The 16,896-nt window shown below is 42.3% G+C and carries 14 protein-coding genes; 8 read left to right on the forward strand and 6 right to left on the reverse strand.

From position 1 onward, the window contains the following. Nucleotides 1-6 precede the first annotated feature (6 nt). From ACLOAU_RS15340 to ACLOAU_RS15350, 3 genes are all read left to right on the forward strand, one after another. Nucleotides 7-4,053 (forward strand): FtsW/RodA/SpoVE family cell cycle protein, encoded by a 4,047-nt coding sequence (locus ACLOAU_RS15340; RefSeq protein ID WP_427862775.1) that lies wholly within the window; start codon nt 7-9, stop codon nt 4,051-4,053. 110 nt (nt 4,054-4,163) lie between these two features. Beyond that, nucleotides 4,164-5,063 (forward strand): hypothetical protein, encoded by a 900-nt coding sequence (locus ACLOAU_RS15345; RefSeq protein ID WP_427862776.1) that lies wholly within the window; start codon nt 4,164-4,166, stop codon nt 5,061-5,063. 23 nt (nt 5,064-5,086) lie between these two features. After that, nucleotides 5,087-6,457 carry a protein kinase domain-containing protein gene (locus ACLOAU_RS15350; protein ID WP_427862777.1) on the forward strand — a complete coding sequence of 457 codons (1,371 nt, stop codon included), beginning with the start codon at nt 5,087-5,089 and terminating at the stop codon, nt 6,455-6,457. Nucleotides 6,458-6,503: 46 nt separating this feature from the next. Here ACLOAU_RS15350 and ACLOAU_RS15355 read toward each other — a convergent pair whose 3' ends face one another. The 5 genes from ACLOAU_RS15355 to ACLOAU_RS15375 form a co-directional block, all read right to left on the reverse strand. Then, entirely contained in the window at nt 6,504-7,511 is a 1,008-nt protein-coding gene (locus ACLOAU_RS15355) for a lysylphosphatidylglycerol synthase transmembrane domain-containing protein (protein ID WP_427862778.1), read from the reverse strand. Between the two features lie 17 nt (nt 7,512-7,528). After that, a complete protein-coding gene (gene panD / locus ACLOAU_RS15360; RefSeq protein ID WP_427862779.1) occupies nt 7,529-7,873 on the reverse strand; it encodes an aspartate 1-decarboxylase in 345 nt (114 codons plus the stop codon). A 102-nt stretch (nt 7,874-7,975) separates the two neighbouring features. Then, complete coding sequence (locus tag ACLOAU_RS15365; RefSeq protein ID WP_427862780.1) at nt 7,976-8,365, reverse strand: DoxX family protein; 390 nt, start codon at nt 8,363-8,365, stop codon at nt 7,976-7,978. Nucleotides 8,366-8,488: 123 nt separating this feature from the next. Further along, nucleotides 8,489-9,064, reverse strand: coding sequence for a hypothetical protein (locus ACLOAU_RS15370; protein ID WP_427862781.1), 576 nt, complete (start codon nt 9,062-9,064; stop codon nt 8,489-8,491). A gap of 10 nt (nt 9,065-9,074) precedes the next feature. Then, the gene (locus ACLOAU_RS15375; RefSeq protein ID WP_427862782.1) at nt 9,075-9,539 is read right to left on the reverse strand and encodes a hypothetical protein; all 465 of its coding nucleotides are present in this window, start codon (nt 9,537-9,539) and stop codon (nt 9,075-9,077) included. Nucleotides 9,540-9,748: 209 nt separating this feature from the next. Here ACLOAU_RS15375 and ACLOAU_RS15380 point away from each other — a divergent pair, with 209 nt between their 5' ends. The 3 genes from ACLOAU_RS15380 (at nt 9,749) to ACLOAU_RS15390 (ending at nt 13,528) form a co-directional block, all read left to right on the forward strand. Beyond that, complete coding sequence (locus ACLOAU_RS15380; protein WP_427862783.1) at nt 9,749-10,813, forward strand: sensor histidine kinase; 1,065 nt, start codon at nt 9,749-9,751, stop codon at nt 10,811-10,813. Continuing rightward, nucleotides 10,800-11,519, forward strand: a complete 720-nt coding sequence (locus ACLOAU_RS15385; protein WP_427862784.1) for a LytR/AlgR family response regulator transcription factor — start codon at nt 10,800-10,802, stop codon at nt 11,517-11,519. Before ACLOAU_RS15380 ends, ACLOAU_RS15385 begins: the two co-directional genes overlap by 14 nt. 86 nt (nt 11,520-11,605) lie before the next feature. Further along, nucleotides 11,606-13,528, forward strand: a complete 1,923-nt coding sequence (locus ACLOAU_RS15390) for an SH3 domain-containing protein (RefSeq protein WP_427862785.1) — start codon at nt 11,606-11,608, stop codon at nt 13,526-13,528. Between the two features lie 278 nt (nt 13,529-13,806). Here the strand turns inward: ACLOAU_RS15390 and fmt are convergent, their stop codons facing one another. After that, on the reverse strand, nt 13,807-14,745 hold the full coding sequence (gene fmt, locus ACLOAU_RS15395; RefSeq protein WP_427862786.1) for a methionyl-tRNA formyltransferase: 939 nt from the start codon (nt 14,743-14,745) through the stop codon (nt 13,807-13,809). Between the two features lie 188 nt (nt 14,746-14,933). Here fmt and ACLOAU_RS15400 point away from each other — a divergent pair, with 188 nt between their 5' ends. Together ACLOAU_RS15400 and pepT are read left to right on the forward strand one after the other, a co-directional pair. Beyond that, a complete protein-coding gene (locus ACLOAU_RS15400) occupies nt 14,934-15,389 on the forward strand; it encodes an FKBP-type peptidyl-prolyl cis-trans isomerase (protein ID WP_427862787.1) in 456 nt (151 codons plus the stop codon). A 148-nt stretch (nt 15,390-15,537) separates the two neighbouring features. Further along, entirely contained in the window at nt 15,538-16,803 is a 1,266-nt protein-coding gene (gene pepT / locus ACLOAU_RS15405; protein ID WP_427862788.1) for a peptidase T, read from the forward strand. Nucleotides 16,804-16,896: the final 93 nt, after the last annotated feature.

Consider the following 16,896-nt stretch of genomic DNA (forward strand, 5'->3'; position numbering starts at 1 on the left):
ATCATTATGAAGAAAAAACAAAAGATTGAATTATATGCCCGTAATATAGAGCGTTTATTATTGGCTTTTGTAACGATGATAATGGGGGTAATGGCGTTTAGTTATTATAACCATATCAAAAAAGAGTTACAGGATGCGGAAAAAGGGTATGCTAATGGTACCGTTATTAATTTAACTGCGCCGCTTAAAGCTGAAACGCTGAAAAATATTTTTATAAAAGGTGGCTACTTTACCGACGAAAAGTATGTCAGCTTTATAACAGGTAATATAAAGCAGAAAGTAGACGAACAACAATACCTGCCTAACCTGGGAGCTCTGAATAAGGTGCCGCTTCTGCTGGATGCTGCTTCTTTTTTGCAAAGCGGAAGCGAATCGGGAAAACTACGATTTATTAATTCACTGGCACATTTAGGTGCAGACTCAACCTTGTATGAAACGGAAAAGACAGCGCCTCAACCATTTCCTTCAGAAGTAAAAACAGGCAACCAGGAAACCGGTATTTCCATCAGCGGCACCATACAGTTACAGGCAAAAGAAAGCGCCCATGCAGCTGGTGTTTTGGTTAGACTGACGCGGATTTATCCTGAAGCCTATTTTGATACTTTGCCGGTATCGGCTTCAACCATACCTACGGAGTTTTATGCGCGTACGGATGCGGATGGCAACTATGAATTTACAAACCTGGATGCGGATGGCAACTATAGTGTGGCCGCTATAAAGCCCGGATTTAATTTTGGAGCTGCAAAAGGTACTGCTGCAATCGGGTCGAGCCGCAGCTATGATTTTACCGGTAAGCCTCATCAGCTCAGGCTTCTAGATAAAGTCGAGTACCGCCAAATTAAAAATGATAAGGTCCTAACCGTAAGAACACCGGAGACATTTAAGAAAGATTTCTTTACTTATACGATTTTGTTTGTGTTAGGTTTCTGGTTACTTCATATAGCGTTATACCTGAAGAATTACAGGAGCGATCAGTTCATACTACCCCTGATCATGTTTATTTCAGGTATTGGTATCATGGTGCTTTACAGCGTACAGGATCCGCTGCGTGATGAAGTGTACGGCACAGGGATGGCTAAATATATCGCCCTGGTATTATTGCTGTTTTCCGTACTGGCATTTGTTTTTAAGTCTAATCCTGTTAACCGGTTCTACCATTCCAAATGGTTTGACCCTGTTTATAACTGGCTGCCTTTTACCAATAAACTCAAAGATCCCAGGGGTTTTACCTGGTTGCTGGTATCGATTGGTTTAATGCTCTTACTGGCAGTGTTCGGTACGGGTCCGGAAGGAAGCGGTGTAAAAGTAAACCTGTTCGGGTTCCAGGTAAGTGAACTTTCCAAGTACCTGATGGTGGTTTTTTTTGCGGCCTACTTCGCCGTTAACGCCGGATACTTTAGAAATATACCGGATAACAGATGGCTTACTAAGAATAACCTCCTGATGTTTGGACTCTTTTTATTTTTACTAGCTGTTTATGCGATATTGGGTGATCTAGGACCCGCCGTAGTATTATGTCTGACCTTTTTATTCTTTTACTCCTTTGCTAAAAATGAGTTCTTTGAAATGATAGCCACTGCGGCTTTGTTTGGCGTATTATTATTACTGACGGGGAAATTCCTGAATTCCGCGGAACATAATTATTTGCCCTGGCTGGCATTGTTGGCCTGCGGAGGAACTTTAGCGTACGCATTTATCAAAAAGAAACATGAGTCGGTATTCTTTATGGTATTGATCATGTCCTCATTTATATTACTTGCGGCACTGCCATTTAAATTTACACAAAGGCTGGCTGATAGAAACGGCATGTTTGCCAATATGTGGGAAAATAAACTGGTGGGTGGTGACCAGGTGGCGCAGGGAGTATGGTCGTTGAATACCGGCGGAGTACTGGGGCAGGGACTTGGAAATGGTTTTTCTAATGTGATGCCGGCTCATCATACCGATATGATCCTGCAGAGTATTGGTGAAGAGTTAGGACTCATCACTTTAATCGCATTGTTTTTCGCCCTGGGATTACTGGTGTACAGGTGTATACTCGCCGCAAGAAGAACCGGTAAGCCTTTTATGTTTTATATGATGTCGGGCATTGCTATAGCAACCATGCTGCAGTTTATGCTGATCGCTGCCGGGACTTTGGGTTTATTACCATTGACTGGTATCTCCGTTCCATTTTTAAGCAAAGGGAATGCGGGCATTATTGTAACATTAATAGCCTTTCTTTTTGTGCTGATCATGTCCAATGAAAAAGGCGACGCAATAGAAATGGAGTATGTAAAGAAACATTTTGATAATGTTAATACCTATGCTATTCTTACTTTTTTTACAGTTGTGTTGATCTTTACCGGCAGCCTCATCTGGTACCAGGTTAAATCTAACGACTATATTGTAAAACCAGCATTGGTGCTCAACAGGCAGGGTGCCTGGCAGTATAGTTATAATCCGCGGATCGGCTTAATGCTCCGTGAAATAAAAGCAGGCAATATATACGACAAGAACGGCGTGTTACTGGCTACATCCAGCAAAACCAATTTTCAAAAAAATAAAGCCAAATTAGTCAACCTGGGCGCCAATACTTCTTTATATAATGAGCAGCTGTCAAGGGAGCAGGATCGTTATTATCCTTTTGGCTCAGACCTCTTATTCTGGCTGGGTGATTATAATAAAGAGATTGCACGGGAAGAAAGTGCCGGCTATGCAGCCGAGTTTAGACATTTTACGGCTTTAAGAGGGTTTGAAGTTAATTACACCAGTGTAGCCCGTACTACTGACCGTTATAAGGAGAATAAATTTTTACCTGAAACTACTGCCGACAATGAACTGGCGCTTTACGATTATAGTGCTTTAGCTCCTTTTATAAAGGCAGGTAAAGAGAGCGACTTAATAACGGCACAGAATAATAAACAAAAAGATATATGGCTATCTGTAGATGTATTAATGAATGAGAAGATCAATGCAATTATTCAAAGCCAGTCGCCCTACAAAAATTTCAGAACTTCCGTTGTAGCCATTAATTCAAAAACAGGAGATGTGTTGTCTTCCGCTTCCAATCCTTCACCATCTTATAAAGATCAGAAACTGATCAGCAATATAGAGCCTGATGATTATCGCAATATTTACAAACAGATATTCAACGACAGGATGGTAGTGCCGCAGGACCTGGGGATAACCTACACATCGCGGCCGGGTTCAACAGTGAAGATCATTGATGCCTATGCCGCTTTTAACCAATACGGGTTAGGGGCAGCTATTTTCAGCTTCTTTGTTTATCCTGCTGAAGTAATTCGTGCAGATGAGCCTTCCAATGAGGATGTTGATATGCGTAAAGCAATCGTTCGCTCCAGTAACGTATACTTTATCAAGCTGGCGAATGAAAAAAAGCTGCAGCCTTCTCTTTTTGAAATGTATGATATGCTCGGTATGAATATTATTAACCGCGGCGGTTTTAATTTCAAAAAGCCACTCGATTACGACCGGGCTGCTAATTTTAAAGCCTGGGATGAGTTTTTGGATAAAGGGCGCGGCATTTATAACACTAAAAGTCAGCGGTTGATGAATACCCGTAAACGCTTTCAGTCCAACTACTCCAATATAGCCTGGGGACAGGGTGAATTGATGGCCACTCCTTTGCACCTGGCAAAAATGAGCGGGGGAATAGCTAATAAGGATTCTTTACAGCCGTCCCGTTTTCTTTATAAGGCATGGAACAAACCTTTGCAACAGGAGCCGGCAGTAGCGCTGGCGAAAAATGCAGGTACCGCCGGTATTGTTTCAGGCTTTATGAAAGAGCAGTCGGCCAAAGTGGCTGCAGCAACCGGCCTGGAAGTGTATGGTAAAACGGGCAGCCCTGAGCGGGACAAGCTCATAAGGGTAAAAGATCAAACTATCCGTAAACGAATTACGGATGCCTGGTATACTTTTTATGTGCCGTCTCCTAAATTGGGCGCACCCATAGCGTTTGCTATACGAATTGAAGAAATAGGTAATTCAGAGCATGCCAAACAATTGGCAATCGAGATTTTAAAACAGTTAAAGGCTTCCGGGTATTTTTAGATCGGTTTACAGGTTGATATAGTAATAAGAGTGAATATGATAAGAGCCACTTTTCAACTTTTAAACCCTGTCTGCCGACAGGCAGGCTTTCAACTTATAAATTTGACATCATGAACAACTGGTTAAAAAAAAAGCTGCAACAATTATCGGATAAATTGAATGCGGATGAGGAATCGGATCTCCCAACGCAACCGGAAAATAATGCCCCGGTGGCGGGACGGAAGCAGGAGGGTTCACAAGAGGGCCGCACAGCATCGTTAGACAATGTGGAGGAGCTGAAAGAGGTGACCATTGGCGCTATCACCCGTGCCATTAAAATGATGGGTTATGGAAACAGTACAGTATCAGGCTTTGTTTTTCATTCCCGGTTTGCTGATAATGCAATAGAGAATGTAGCAGTAAATGCTCTAACCAAAGATGCAGATTTTATTAAACAAATCAAACGTACTTTAAAATCAAGAGGCATTGCATATAAGGATAACTTTACGATCGACGTATTGAATAGTTCGGGCCTAACTGATAAGGTTACACCCATTATCGATGGCGTAGGTGTGGAAGTGTTGATACCGGGAGAGTCGCTGCGTAAAATAAGGGCGAGGCTTATAGCTACAGAAGGTATTACCTGGGAAAAAGAATACTTGCTGGAGCCATCAGGTAAGACCTATTTTATTGGCAGATGCAAAGATCCCAAGATCGATAATGGCCCGAAAATACATAACGATATAGCTTTTATAGGAATGGAAGAAAAAGATGAAGAGCAGTACAAAATCAATAACTATATCAGCCGTGCCCACGCACAGATTGTTTTTGATAAAGACCTGGGAGCTTTTAAGATCTACCGTTCTAAATTCCTGAATAACCCTTCGCATAAAATTAAAATATACAATGCCGGAAGGAATGATTTTTCGGGAGTAAGCCTCAACCAATCTGCGGTACCACATGTTTTAAAAGATGGTGATTCCATTTGCTTCAATGATAAAATAGTGTTGGAGTTTTATATTACCGAATAAATCCCTAAAGGGAAATCTGAACAATGACAGAGTTAGCAACAGCATATGATATTTTAAAAGTTTTAGGACATGGCGGTTTTTCTGCGGTATTTAAAGCGCGTAGAAAAGCTGACGGTGATATTGTTGCCCTGAAACAATTAGACCTGACTATTGAGAATGAAACCGAAAAAGAGTACCGGGATTTCAAGGAGGAAGTAGATATCTTAAAGAAGTTGGATCATCCCAATATTGTAAAGGTTTACGAAGAGCATATACTGGATCATAAACCTTCCCTTGAAATGGAATTCGTTGATGGGGAAACGCTGGAGACAATCCTTAAAAAAGAGAAATACTTCTCGATTGATGATACGCTGGACTTAATTGAGCAGATAGCTGGTGCGCTAAACTATTGTCATCACTATTACCTGCCTGGTAATATCGTTCAGCATACGGAGTCAGCATTGTTGAAAAGAAATGCCATCATTCATAATGATATCAATCCCAAAAATATAATCCGTACACGCAATGAGGATGGCACTTACCGTTATGTACTCATTGATTTTGGGCTTTCGTTTACTGATCCTAATGCCGTAAGACATAGTAAGAAAGAAGAGGGTATGGCCGAGTATAAATCGCCTGAAAAGTGGAGTGGCGCCATGGTAGACGCGCCTTCAGATATCTATAGTTTTGGTATTGTGCTTTACGAGGCATTAACGGGAGTGGTGCCTTTCCCCGTGAAAGATTACAAGGTTGCCGGCGATATGATTCAACTGGAGGAGAATCACCGGCGTGCGGCCATACCCGATATGTGTAAAAGCAGGATTGCTGTTTTAAACGAAAAGGATGTGGACGCTGAATGTGACATCCCCGAATGGCTGGAAATGCTAGTGAAAAAATGCCTTGAAAAATCACCGCAGGATCGCTTTAAAACGGGCCGTGAGTTAAGCCAGTTTTATTATGATGGAATAGAAGGGAAGATAGATATCCCACAGGCAAAAGAACCGGAGCCAGAAGTAATTGATATTGATCCTCTGGCAGCTAAGACTTTAGTTCCGGCAGAGGGAGCTTATCTGGAAGTGGTACCCAATTTTATTACACAAGCGCAGCGCTATTCTTTAAACAAAGATATTACGGTTGTGGGACGTTGGAACGATGGCAGTTCAGAACAAATAGCCGATATCGCTATAAGAACCGGGGATAAGTTTATTTCAAAGAATCACTGCCAGATTATTAAAAGGCGGCTCTCTGATGGTAGAACAGTTTACCAGTTAGGCGATGCGGCACCCAGCAAAAACGGAACTTTCTATAATACGGAGCGAAATACACATAGACTTGAACCACATATCAAGGTGAATCTTAAAGAAGGGGATTATTTCTGGATCGGTAATACACAGATCATCTTTCATGAAGACTGATCCTCGGCAGAATAGTTTAGCCAAACCAAATACCTGAATAACTGTATCACTCTGATAAGTTTTGCCTGTTTTTATTATACACCGGCAATCCAATTAAACTTAACCCGCCAACTACCACCACCACTACCACCTGTAGTAACCAGAGCAACCAGCCTAATGCCAGGCCCAGGCCTGTGCTCAATTGGTAAATGGTCATGGTTTTTTGTACCAGGAAAGCATAAGCACCAATGCCACCGGGCGTAGCTGCCATCGCAAGTGTGCCCGCACATAAAACAGTCAACGCTTCTTTCAGGCCGTACTGCATAGTTTCTTCCAACATCAGGAAGCCGATATACACGCTTGCAGCATATAATGCCCAGATGGAGATACTTAAAAAAACAAAGGCCCAACGTCTTTTTAAAGCACGTATAGAGATAAATCCCTGCCAGATATGCAAGCTGATCTTTTTAAAAGCAGCCACCAGGTCGGAGAACTTTTTTTTGGCGATCAACATCCAAAGAAAAGTCAGCACCATTACAGCCAGCAGCGCCAGTCCGATATAAAACAACAACCCCGGGCTGTTACTCTCTTGTTTGGCAGGAAAAAATGTAGCGAGGATGTTCTGGTAGAGATCGGGTTGTATGGCCAATGCTAAGATGAAAACAGCAAACAGGCAGATGGTGTCTACCAGTCTTTCAAGTATCACGGTACCTACAAGTTTGTCCAGGGGGATTTTCTCGTAACGGGTTAATGTGCTGCAGCGTAATACTTCGCCCAGGCGTGGTACTGCCTGGTTGGCGAGGTAGCCTATCATTACAGCAAAAAAAGTATTGATCTTGGTAGGGGAGTAGCCCAGGGGCTGAATGATCAGCCGCCAGCGTAAAGCCCTTAACCAATGACTGAGTATATTAACCGCAATGCCGGGAATAATCAGCCAGTAGCGGCCTTTTTCGAGAGCATGGGTAATCTGTAATCGGTCTTCATTAGTTAAACCTTTTAATGACAACCAAATTAAAAACACGCCTAATCCCAAAAAGAATACATATTGGGATAAGGTGGTTATTTTTTTAGCCATTAAAGAAATGCTGACGGTTATAACTTATTGCCCGACTTAGGGAATATAACTTTTGGCTGGTGCGTTTTCGCCTCTTCAAAATCCATAATTGCATAAGCGATAATTACAATGATATCACCAGCCATTCCCTTACGAGCGGCGGGACCATTCAGGCAAATCGTTCCGCTTGCCCGTTTACCACGAATCACATAGGTCTCCAGTCGTTCGCCGTTATTAACGTTTACAACCTGAACCTTCTCATTTTCAATTAAACCTGCAGCATCCATCAGGTCTTCATCAATAGTAATGCTGCCCATATAATCCAGGTTCGCCTCTGTAAGGGTAACACGATGGATCTTGGATTTTAAAACTTCTATTTGCATAGCGCCGCAAAGGTAGTGATTTGAATGAAACTACCCCGTATATAACATCCCCGGATGTAAATTGTTGATGCTGGCAGAACCTGCCTGCCAATGCACACTAAATCAACTTTTTGAACGGGAACGAATCCATCCGGATGGAAAGAGGATGGTTAGTAGTACCACTATCAGCAGGAAATTAAATTCAATGCCATTGGTGCCGCCACCTACTACAAACCACCCATTGGGCAGATGTACCATAAAGATGCCGGTAGTTAATATAACGAGCGTTACAATACAAGCAGGCTTTATCCATTTATTGATAACAAAGCAGATAGCAGCTGCAATATGGGATAGCTTAATGGCCCAGGCCGCAAATATACCCACCGGAGCTAAACCGGATTGATCCAGGTAAATACCAAACTGTGAAATAGAATGGTTTATCATGCCCGGGATGCTGTGCATCAATAAAATAATACTCAAAGCTATACGAAGCAGAAAGGTATTGACTGGCATACAATCAGTTTTAAAGTGAACGTTGGGTTTTGTAAAGGTTGTAAAGAAAAATGAGCGGACAGTTGAAACTACCCGCGTTGTAATTTATAACAAAAATTACATGAGAAAACGTAAATATTGTTTTCAGCGCACTGTAAACAAGTGTACTGTGTAGGTACTTTCTTTACCTAGAGAAAAGCCGTACTCACCTGGCGCCAGGTCGGTTACGGTAACGATATAAGAAGACCTGCCATATTTTTTGGCCGCAAAATCAAGATAAATAACTTCATTGCTGGTTGAGCTAAATGTAGTTGCCGAAACAATAGGCATTACCCGGTTGCCGTCTTTTGATATAGTAAAACGAGCCAGTTGTATCACATCTTTGGGATTGACACTATTGGATTTAGCCCTATAAACAAAAGATAACGTGGGTTGGGCTGACAAAATGCAGGTTGAGGTTTTACCTTTTACTATACCAAATGAAGTGGCTTTTCCGATACCGGTTATATACAGCGATGCATTCCCCTTGGTTTTAACAGTCATAGTGGCGGTTTCCAGGTTTTTTCCCGAGCTCGTTGTATCTGCAAATATAATAGTTCCCGAAAACTCCGGCTCTGCAGTTTTGGGGTTTTGTGTCAATCCTTGCAGGTGGGTTAGAACGGCCAAAAACAAGAACAGGATCCATTTTGCCGGATAAGAATGGCATCGTGTTATACTCATATCAAAAATTTTAGAGCTGTATGTCTTTTGTGAATATGGGATCCTGGTTCTTTACTATGGTTTGGTTTCCCTGGTCTTTAACTGAACCGTTGACCTCTACTTTGTAAGACACGGAATAGGGTGTTGCACCCATTTCAAATCCTCCCATTTTTACCAGTCCCGTATAAAATTCGCTGGAGGATTCCAGGATTATGGTTTTGCCGCCGTTAAAGTCATCAGTGCCTACGGTTATAGCAGTGCCTGTTTTACGGGTACCGTTAACTGTCCAGTCAATAGTAGTGCCGGTGCTTGTGCTGGCAGTAACTGTAGCATTGAAATAGTCACCTTCGGCCTTTGAAAAAGTATTAGAAACCGTGATCGTGACTTTTGCTTTTTTTCCTGTGCTCCCGGGACCGTCACTTTTTTTGGAGCAGCCGGCTAGTACTAATATAGTTGCCAGCAATATCAATGAAGAAATGTGTAAGAAGGTTTTCATATTAAGGATTTGATTTTAAAATTCGATATGAAGTTAAATACGCTTAACAACGCTACTTTGTATATTCAACGAACGGGAGGGATTTGCAAACAAACAACCGAAATGAATAAAATCGGACCTCGTAGATAGCAGCATGCATTTGGTAGAAAGATGCTAGCCGTTCATAGGCTTTTTAGTTAATACTATTGTTTTTAACGATTTTTGAAGTAATGAGACGGCTGTTATTTCACTTACTTTTTTGGCTGGCCTATTTTGCTTTCCGGGGGTTTATAGAGTACCTCTGGCTGCACGGGAGTTTAAAAGGGTTTTCTGAAACCGATTACGTGGTAGCCGCCTGGCTGGCAGCTTTACTGGAGGGATTGCCGGAGGTTTTGTACGCTTATTATCTCACTTACAGAGTCTGGCCAAGGTTAGAAAAAGGTGGTGTTATGCGTTGGTGGATACTGGTTGAAGCCCTGATACTATTGCTGTCGGCGATCTACATGGTACGCATTATTTTTTATTATATCGTAGCGGACCAGATCTTTAAAGGATTGTTCCCCTCATCCGAACACTTTGAATTCAGGCGGTTTATGGCCATTCTTTTCAACTTTTTAGCTACGTCAGGACTGATGGTTGCGGTGAAATCTATCAGGCAACAACTGGAGTTGAAAGAAAAGCAAAAAAATCTCGTTAAAGAAAAATTAGAAACCGAACTTAAAATGTTGAGGAGCCAGATCAATCCCCATTTTCTTTTTAATACATTGAATAATATTTACGGGCTTTCGATAAGAAATTCAGACAAGGCACCGGAGGCGGTAATGAAGTTATCTGAACTGCTTCATTTTACTTTGTACCGGGCGGGTGCTGCTACTATTGCCCTGGAGGAGGAACTACAGATCATCAAAGATTACATTAGTTTGGAAAAACTCCGTTACGACGAGCGGCTTGAAGTGAAGTGGGAGCAACACGTTGATAATCCGCAGCAGGCCATTACACCGTTAATCCTGCTGCCGCTTATTGAAAATGCTTTTAAACATGGCGCCGGCAATAGTCGTTTCCAATCATTTGTTCATATTAAGGTGAGTCTCGAATACGGGATCTTATATTTCAATATATCTAATTCTTTTGAAAAGAATGAACAGGAAAAAGTGCAAAAGGAAAGAATTGGTTTGCATAATACCCGGAGGCAGCTCGAGCTCACTTATCAGGAATATGAACTGGATATTTACCAACAGGATCAGGTATTTTCGGTAGAACTAACGATTAATCTGAATAGTTATGGAACAGCTTAAGTGTATTATTGTAGAAGATGAGCCCATAGCGGCCGAGATACTGGAGAATTATATAGCCCGGGTACCGTTTCTATCGCTTATTGATAAGGTTACAGACGCTATCTATGCATTGGAGCTGTTGCAAAAAATACCTGTAGATGTAATGTTCCTCGATATACATTTGCCAGGTTTAAAGGGGCTTGATCTGCTGAAAATTCTCAGAAAACACCCGCAGGTGATTTTAACAACAGCATATCGGGAATATGCATTGGAAGGTTATGACTTAAATGTGGTGGATTACCTGTTGAAGCCGATCCAGTTTAATCGCTTTTTAGCAGCTGTCAATAAACTAACTATACCGCCCGTAAAACCTGTTGTAGCTAACACGGAAGAAAAGGAGCAGCCATTGCGGAGGCATATTTTCGTAAATATCAATAAGAAAAATATCAGGATCCACCTGGATGAAATTATTTACATCGAGAGCCAGCGGGAATATATCCGGATTATTACAGATAAGCAGGCTTACCTGGTGAAATACCAGCTGGCAGATTTCGAAGTATTACTCGGGACAGCAGATTTCATAAGGGTACATCGTTCCTTTATTGTGTCCAAAGCCCGTGTCAGGGCATATACCGCCACCGAGATAGATGTTGAGGCCGGGTCTATTCCCATTGGCAGGAACTTTAAGGAGCTCGTGTTCAAGGCCCTGGAAAGCCCGATTTCTTAATTTTGAGACATATTTAATAAATACCCTGTATTTGCCATTTATCTTTATTGTAAATTCGCGAAAGCATTTAAAGGATCAATTTAGATATGAAGAAGTACTTTTTATTGGCAGGTTTTGTTATAACGTCTGGATGGGTAATGGCTCAAAGCGGCAAACTGGTCGCAGAAAAATCTGGTAAAGGCGCTGTGCTGGTGCACCAGGTGCAGGCCAAAGAGGGATTGTACTCGATTAGCCGGGTATATGGTGTGAAAGTAGCTGATATAGCAGCGGCGAATGGCTTTGATAAAGATAAAGGGCTGTCGATTGGGCAGAAAATAAAAATTCCTTTAACTGCTGAAAATCTTTCTCAGAAGAAAGGTAAGACACCTGTGTATTACGAGGTGTCGGCCAAAGAAACGTTAACGAGCATCAGCAGCCGTTTTAACAAAGTTTCTGTGAAAGATCTGAAAAGCTGGAATAAAATTGACGGTGATGCGGTTGGTAAGGAAAAAAGCATAATCGTGGGGTATTTTGATGGAGCGGCTCCTGCAACAGCTTCAGAAAAAGAAACAGATCAAAAAAGTACTGCTGCTAAAAGCAATACTAAAATTATTGGCCAGGCTTTAGTAAAAGGCACCAATATCAATATTCGCAAAGGACCGGCTACAGACCAGGCAGTTGTAGGAACGGCCTCGCAGGATGATGTGTTGGATGTTCTCAAAAAAGTGGACAATGAGTGGGCATGGGTTCGTACCAAAGATGGAGTAGAAGGTTTTGTTGCCTCCCAGTTTTTGGAAACTGTAGAAAAGAAAGCAGAATCGAAACCAACACGTACCGCAGCAAAAGCAATAGGTACAGCTACCGTTTCGGGCACCAATATCAATATAAGAAAAGGCCCTGCAACCGACCAGGAAGTGGTGGGTGTAGTGCAGCAGGATGAAACGGTTGATGTGATCAAAAAGGTAAATAATGAATGGACTTCCATTCGTACCAAAGATGGGATAGAAGGCTTTGTGGCATCACAGTTTTTGGCAGCAGGCGATAAAAAAGCTGAGGTAAAGCCGGAACGCCCGAGTGCCGCTAAATCTATCGGTAGTGCTATAGTATCGGGCACTAATATCAATATTCGCAAGGGGCCGGCAACGGATCAGGAGGTTGTGGGCGTGGCCCAGCAGGATGAAGCAGTAGAAGTGTTGAAAAATGTTAACAGTGAGTGGACTTCTATACGCACCAAAGATGGTGTGGAAGGGTTTGTGGCTACCAGGTTTTTACAGGCTGCCGGCAAGAAAGCAGAACTTAAAAAGGTAACGGAAGCTACGCGAACAGCCACTGCATTTGGTACCCGTATTAATATACGTAAAGGCCCTTCTACCGAGCAGGAAGTAGTGGGTATGGCGCAACCTGAAGAAGTGCTTACTTATCTGCGCAAGGTAGATAACGATTGGTCAGAAGTGCGTAACGCTGAAGGCACAACAGGCTTTGTAGCAACCCGCTTTCTGTCATTCGATGGAAAACCCTCTGTAGCCTCAATAGAAGCAGAGGCTCTTGCAAAAACCCAGGCCGAGGAGGCCAGCAAGGCAGCAGCGGAGGCAGCGGCCGCTGAAAGAGCGTTGGCTGACACCAAAAAGAAAGAGGAAGATCAGAAAGCTGAAAGCCTGGTGTCTGAAAAAATTACTGCCCGCAATGATGCTGAGACGACTGTGCCTGATGAAACCGGTTATTTCAAAGCAGATTACTTAAAACTCGTAAATCCCAATCTGGCTTACGAAAAAACCCTGGCCTCTGGTATTTTCAAAACAGACCGCGGCTGGAATGACGGTAAATATTATTTACTAATGGATAATGCTGCTCCGGGCAGCCTGGTGAAACTGACTAACCCCGCTAATAACAAAGTGGTATATGCAAAAGTATTAGGTAAGATGAAAGGTATTCAATATAGTGAAGGGTTTGATATACGGATCAGCGAAGCGGCCGCTCAAAAACTCCAGTTAGGCAGCTCCGATAAGTTTAATGTAACGGTGACTTATTAAAAGGCTGTGAGTTAAATATCTCCTATATCTTTCCACGATATAATACTTGTATGCTCATTTAGTGGCTCGGTTTTATTACCGCCATAAATGAGCATACTTTGTTTATGATAGAAATTATTTTTTGCCAATAGCGAATTCCTGAGAACATAGATTTGGTAGGGGCTTTGGCTGCTTTTATTTCAATAGCCAGGGATTGAAGTGTAAAAATGGAGTTGCATTCCATTTTTACAAGAATTCATCTTTTAAGGTGTAGTGATATTAATAAAATCCAAACTGAATTAAAATCTGTAGCCTCTTAAAAAATCTTCTGTAAGCATTCTTTTTTTGCCTTCCAGTTGTATTTCGAGCAGGTTCAGCGATCCGTCTGAGCAGGCCAGGTGTAAATAGGTTTTGCCATCCGTACTAAACTCACCCACTCCCTGACCAGGTATTGTATTTATTTTTTCAGCCCGGTAGATCTTTAATTTTTTTCCTTTTAAAAAGGTAAAAGCAGCCGGGTAGGGAGAAAGCCCGCGTATCAGATTGTACACCTGTTCGACACTGTGAGCAGCATTGATCTCGCAGGTTTCAGTGAAGATCTTTGGTGCATGATGCAGCGTTTGATCAGTAGACAGTAGCTGTGGTATTTCCCGGAGGCTGCCATCTGCCAGACCTTTAACCGTTTTCAGCAGCAGGCCGGCCCCAACGTGCATCATGATGTCGTGTATCGTACCTGCGGTATCTGTTTCTTTAATGGGAAAACTTTCCTGCAATAAAATATCGCCTGTATCTATTTCTTGTTGAAGCTTAAAAGTGGTAACGCCTGTTTCTTTTTCGCCATTGATGACGGCCCAGTTAATAGGCGCAGCGCCACGGTATTGTGGCAGCAGGGAACCGTGCAGGTTGATGGTACCCATGGGAGGCATGTTCCAGACTACCTCAGGAAGCATTCGAAATGCCACACAAATCTGCAGATCGGCCTTTAAAGCCTTTAATTCTTCCAGGAAAGCCGGATTTTTAAGCTTTTCAGGTTGAAGCACTGGCAGGTTTTTGCTAACAGCATATTTTTTTACAGCACTTTGCTGCAGTTCCATACCCCGGCCGGCAGGTTTATCGGGAGCTGTAATAACTGCCACTATATTACAGCCGGCTTCAACTAACGCGTTCAGACTGGTTACTGCAAATTCGGGCGTTCCCATGTAAATAATGCGTAATTCTTTGAAACGATCCTCAATCATAGCCGCGAATATCGCATGCTTTTCTGATAAAAAACAGGTAGAAAACTAAAAAGACCTACCTTCGATTACAGAGAAGACAGCTTCTGATGTGTTTTCGTGTTGAGTATTGCACCGCCGTACAAGTGTGCGACGCAACGATGATGAGCAATAATGGAAAGCTGGCATAAAAAACAACAAACAAGAAAACAATGCAACAAGTAAAAAAAGGTGATAAAGTAAAAGTGCATTATCACGGCAAGTTAACTACAGGTGAAACATTTGATAGCTCTGAAGGTCGGGAGCCACTTGAATTTGAAGTAGGCAGTGGCATGGTGATCAAAGGTTTTGATGATGGTGTTACAGGTATGGAAGTAGGTGAAAAGAAGACCATCAACATACCTGTAGAGGAAGCCTACGGGCCTAAAAATGACGAAATGCTGATTGATATGCCGAAGGACCGTTTTCCTGAAGATATGCAGCTGGAAATAGGAATGCCGCTGGTAATGAGTGATCCGAGCGGTCAGCAATTTCAGGTAGTAGTTACAGAAATTAAGGATGATGCTGTAACCCTTGATGGTAACCACCCGCTGGCTGGTAAAGACCTGGTTTTCGACCTCGAACTGGTAGGTATTGAAGGAAAAGCTCCTTTAATTATAACTCCCTAATTCGTAGTATTGTATACATGATTTCCCCGAAGTATATTTGATAATACTTTGGGGTTTTTTATGGCTGGATTTATTGGTTTCTTTATATGGCAACCCTTAAATTTGCAGAGAGCCTGAAAAGTACCTATAACCAATAAAATTTTATTGAATGATTAGTGAATATGATTTTAGTGTTGCAAGCCGTTTTCTGAAATACGTTACCGTAGATACACAAAGTGACCCAAATGCCGACCGTTTCCCTTCAACTGAAAAGCAAAAGGATTTGAGCCGGATACTGGTAGATGAATTGCGGCAGATGGGCGTATCTGATGCGCACCTGGATGAACATGGTTATGTATATGCGACCATACCTGGTACTACCGATAAAAAAGTGCCGGTAATTTGTTTTTGCAGTCATGTTGACACATCGCCTGATTGTTCTGGTACCGGTGTAAAACCCATTGTTCATAAAAATTTTGACGGAAAAGATATTGTGTTGCCCGATGATCCAACTCAGGTGATTTCTATCAGGCAGCATTCCTATTTAAAAAAGCGAATGGGGGATGATATTATCACCGCATCGGGAACTACTTTATTAGGAGCCGATGATAAGGCTGGTGTAGCCATCATTATGGATCTGGCCCAATACCTGGTTACACATTCTGAAGTAAAGCATGGTGATATTAAAATATTGTTTACTCCGGATGAAGAAGTAGGGCGCGGCGTTGAAAAGGTGGATTTAAAAAAGCTGGGTGCCGATTTTGGTTATACGCTTGACGGGGGCAAACGGGGCACTTATACGGATGAAACATTTAGTGCAAATGGTGTTACAGTTAGTTTTTATGGCATCAGTGCTCATCCGGGTTATGCCAAAGGAAAACTGGTTAACGCAATGAAGGTGGCCGGTACTTTTTTAGATTTATTGCCTAAAGATTCTTTTAGTCCGGAGAACACTGAAGACAGGGAAGGTTTTGTACATCCTGTACAAATGGAAGGAACTGTGGAGAAAGCTGTCGTTCATTTTATTATCCGTGATTTTGATACCTCCATGTTAAAGCTGCATGAGAAGCGGCTGGAGCAGTTTGCCAAACAGGCTACCGGCAGGTACGACGGCTCTACCTATACATTTGAAAGCAGGGAGCAATACCGTAATATGAAAGATGTGTTGAAGGACTACCCACAGATTGGCGAATATGTGAAAGAAGCCATGAAACGCAGCGAAGTAGATTTCAGGCAGGACAGCGCACGAGGTGGCACTGACGGATCCCGTTTATCTTTTATGGGCCTGCCTTGCCCGGATATCTTTACAGGCGAAATGGCTTTTCACAGCAAGCAGGAATATGTGAGTGTACAGGATATGCAAAAGTCGGTTGAAGTATTGGTAAACCTGGTACAGGTATGGGAAGAAAAGGGCGGGCTTTTGCCGGTGGTATAATACGAATTTATTGTATCGACTTTATAATTGATGAAATTAGCTGATGCCCTCTATATATAGACGATTGCCTGATTCATTTATTTATCTCTATTT

Source organism: Paraniabella aurantiaca (assembly GCF_050309965.1).
Classification (GTDB): Bacteria; Bacteroidota; Bacteroidia; order Chitinophagales; family Chitinophagaceae; genus Niabella.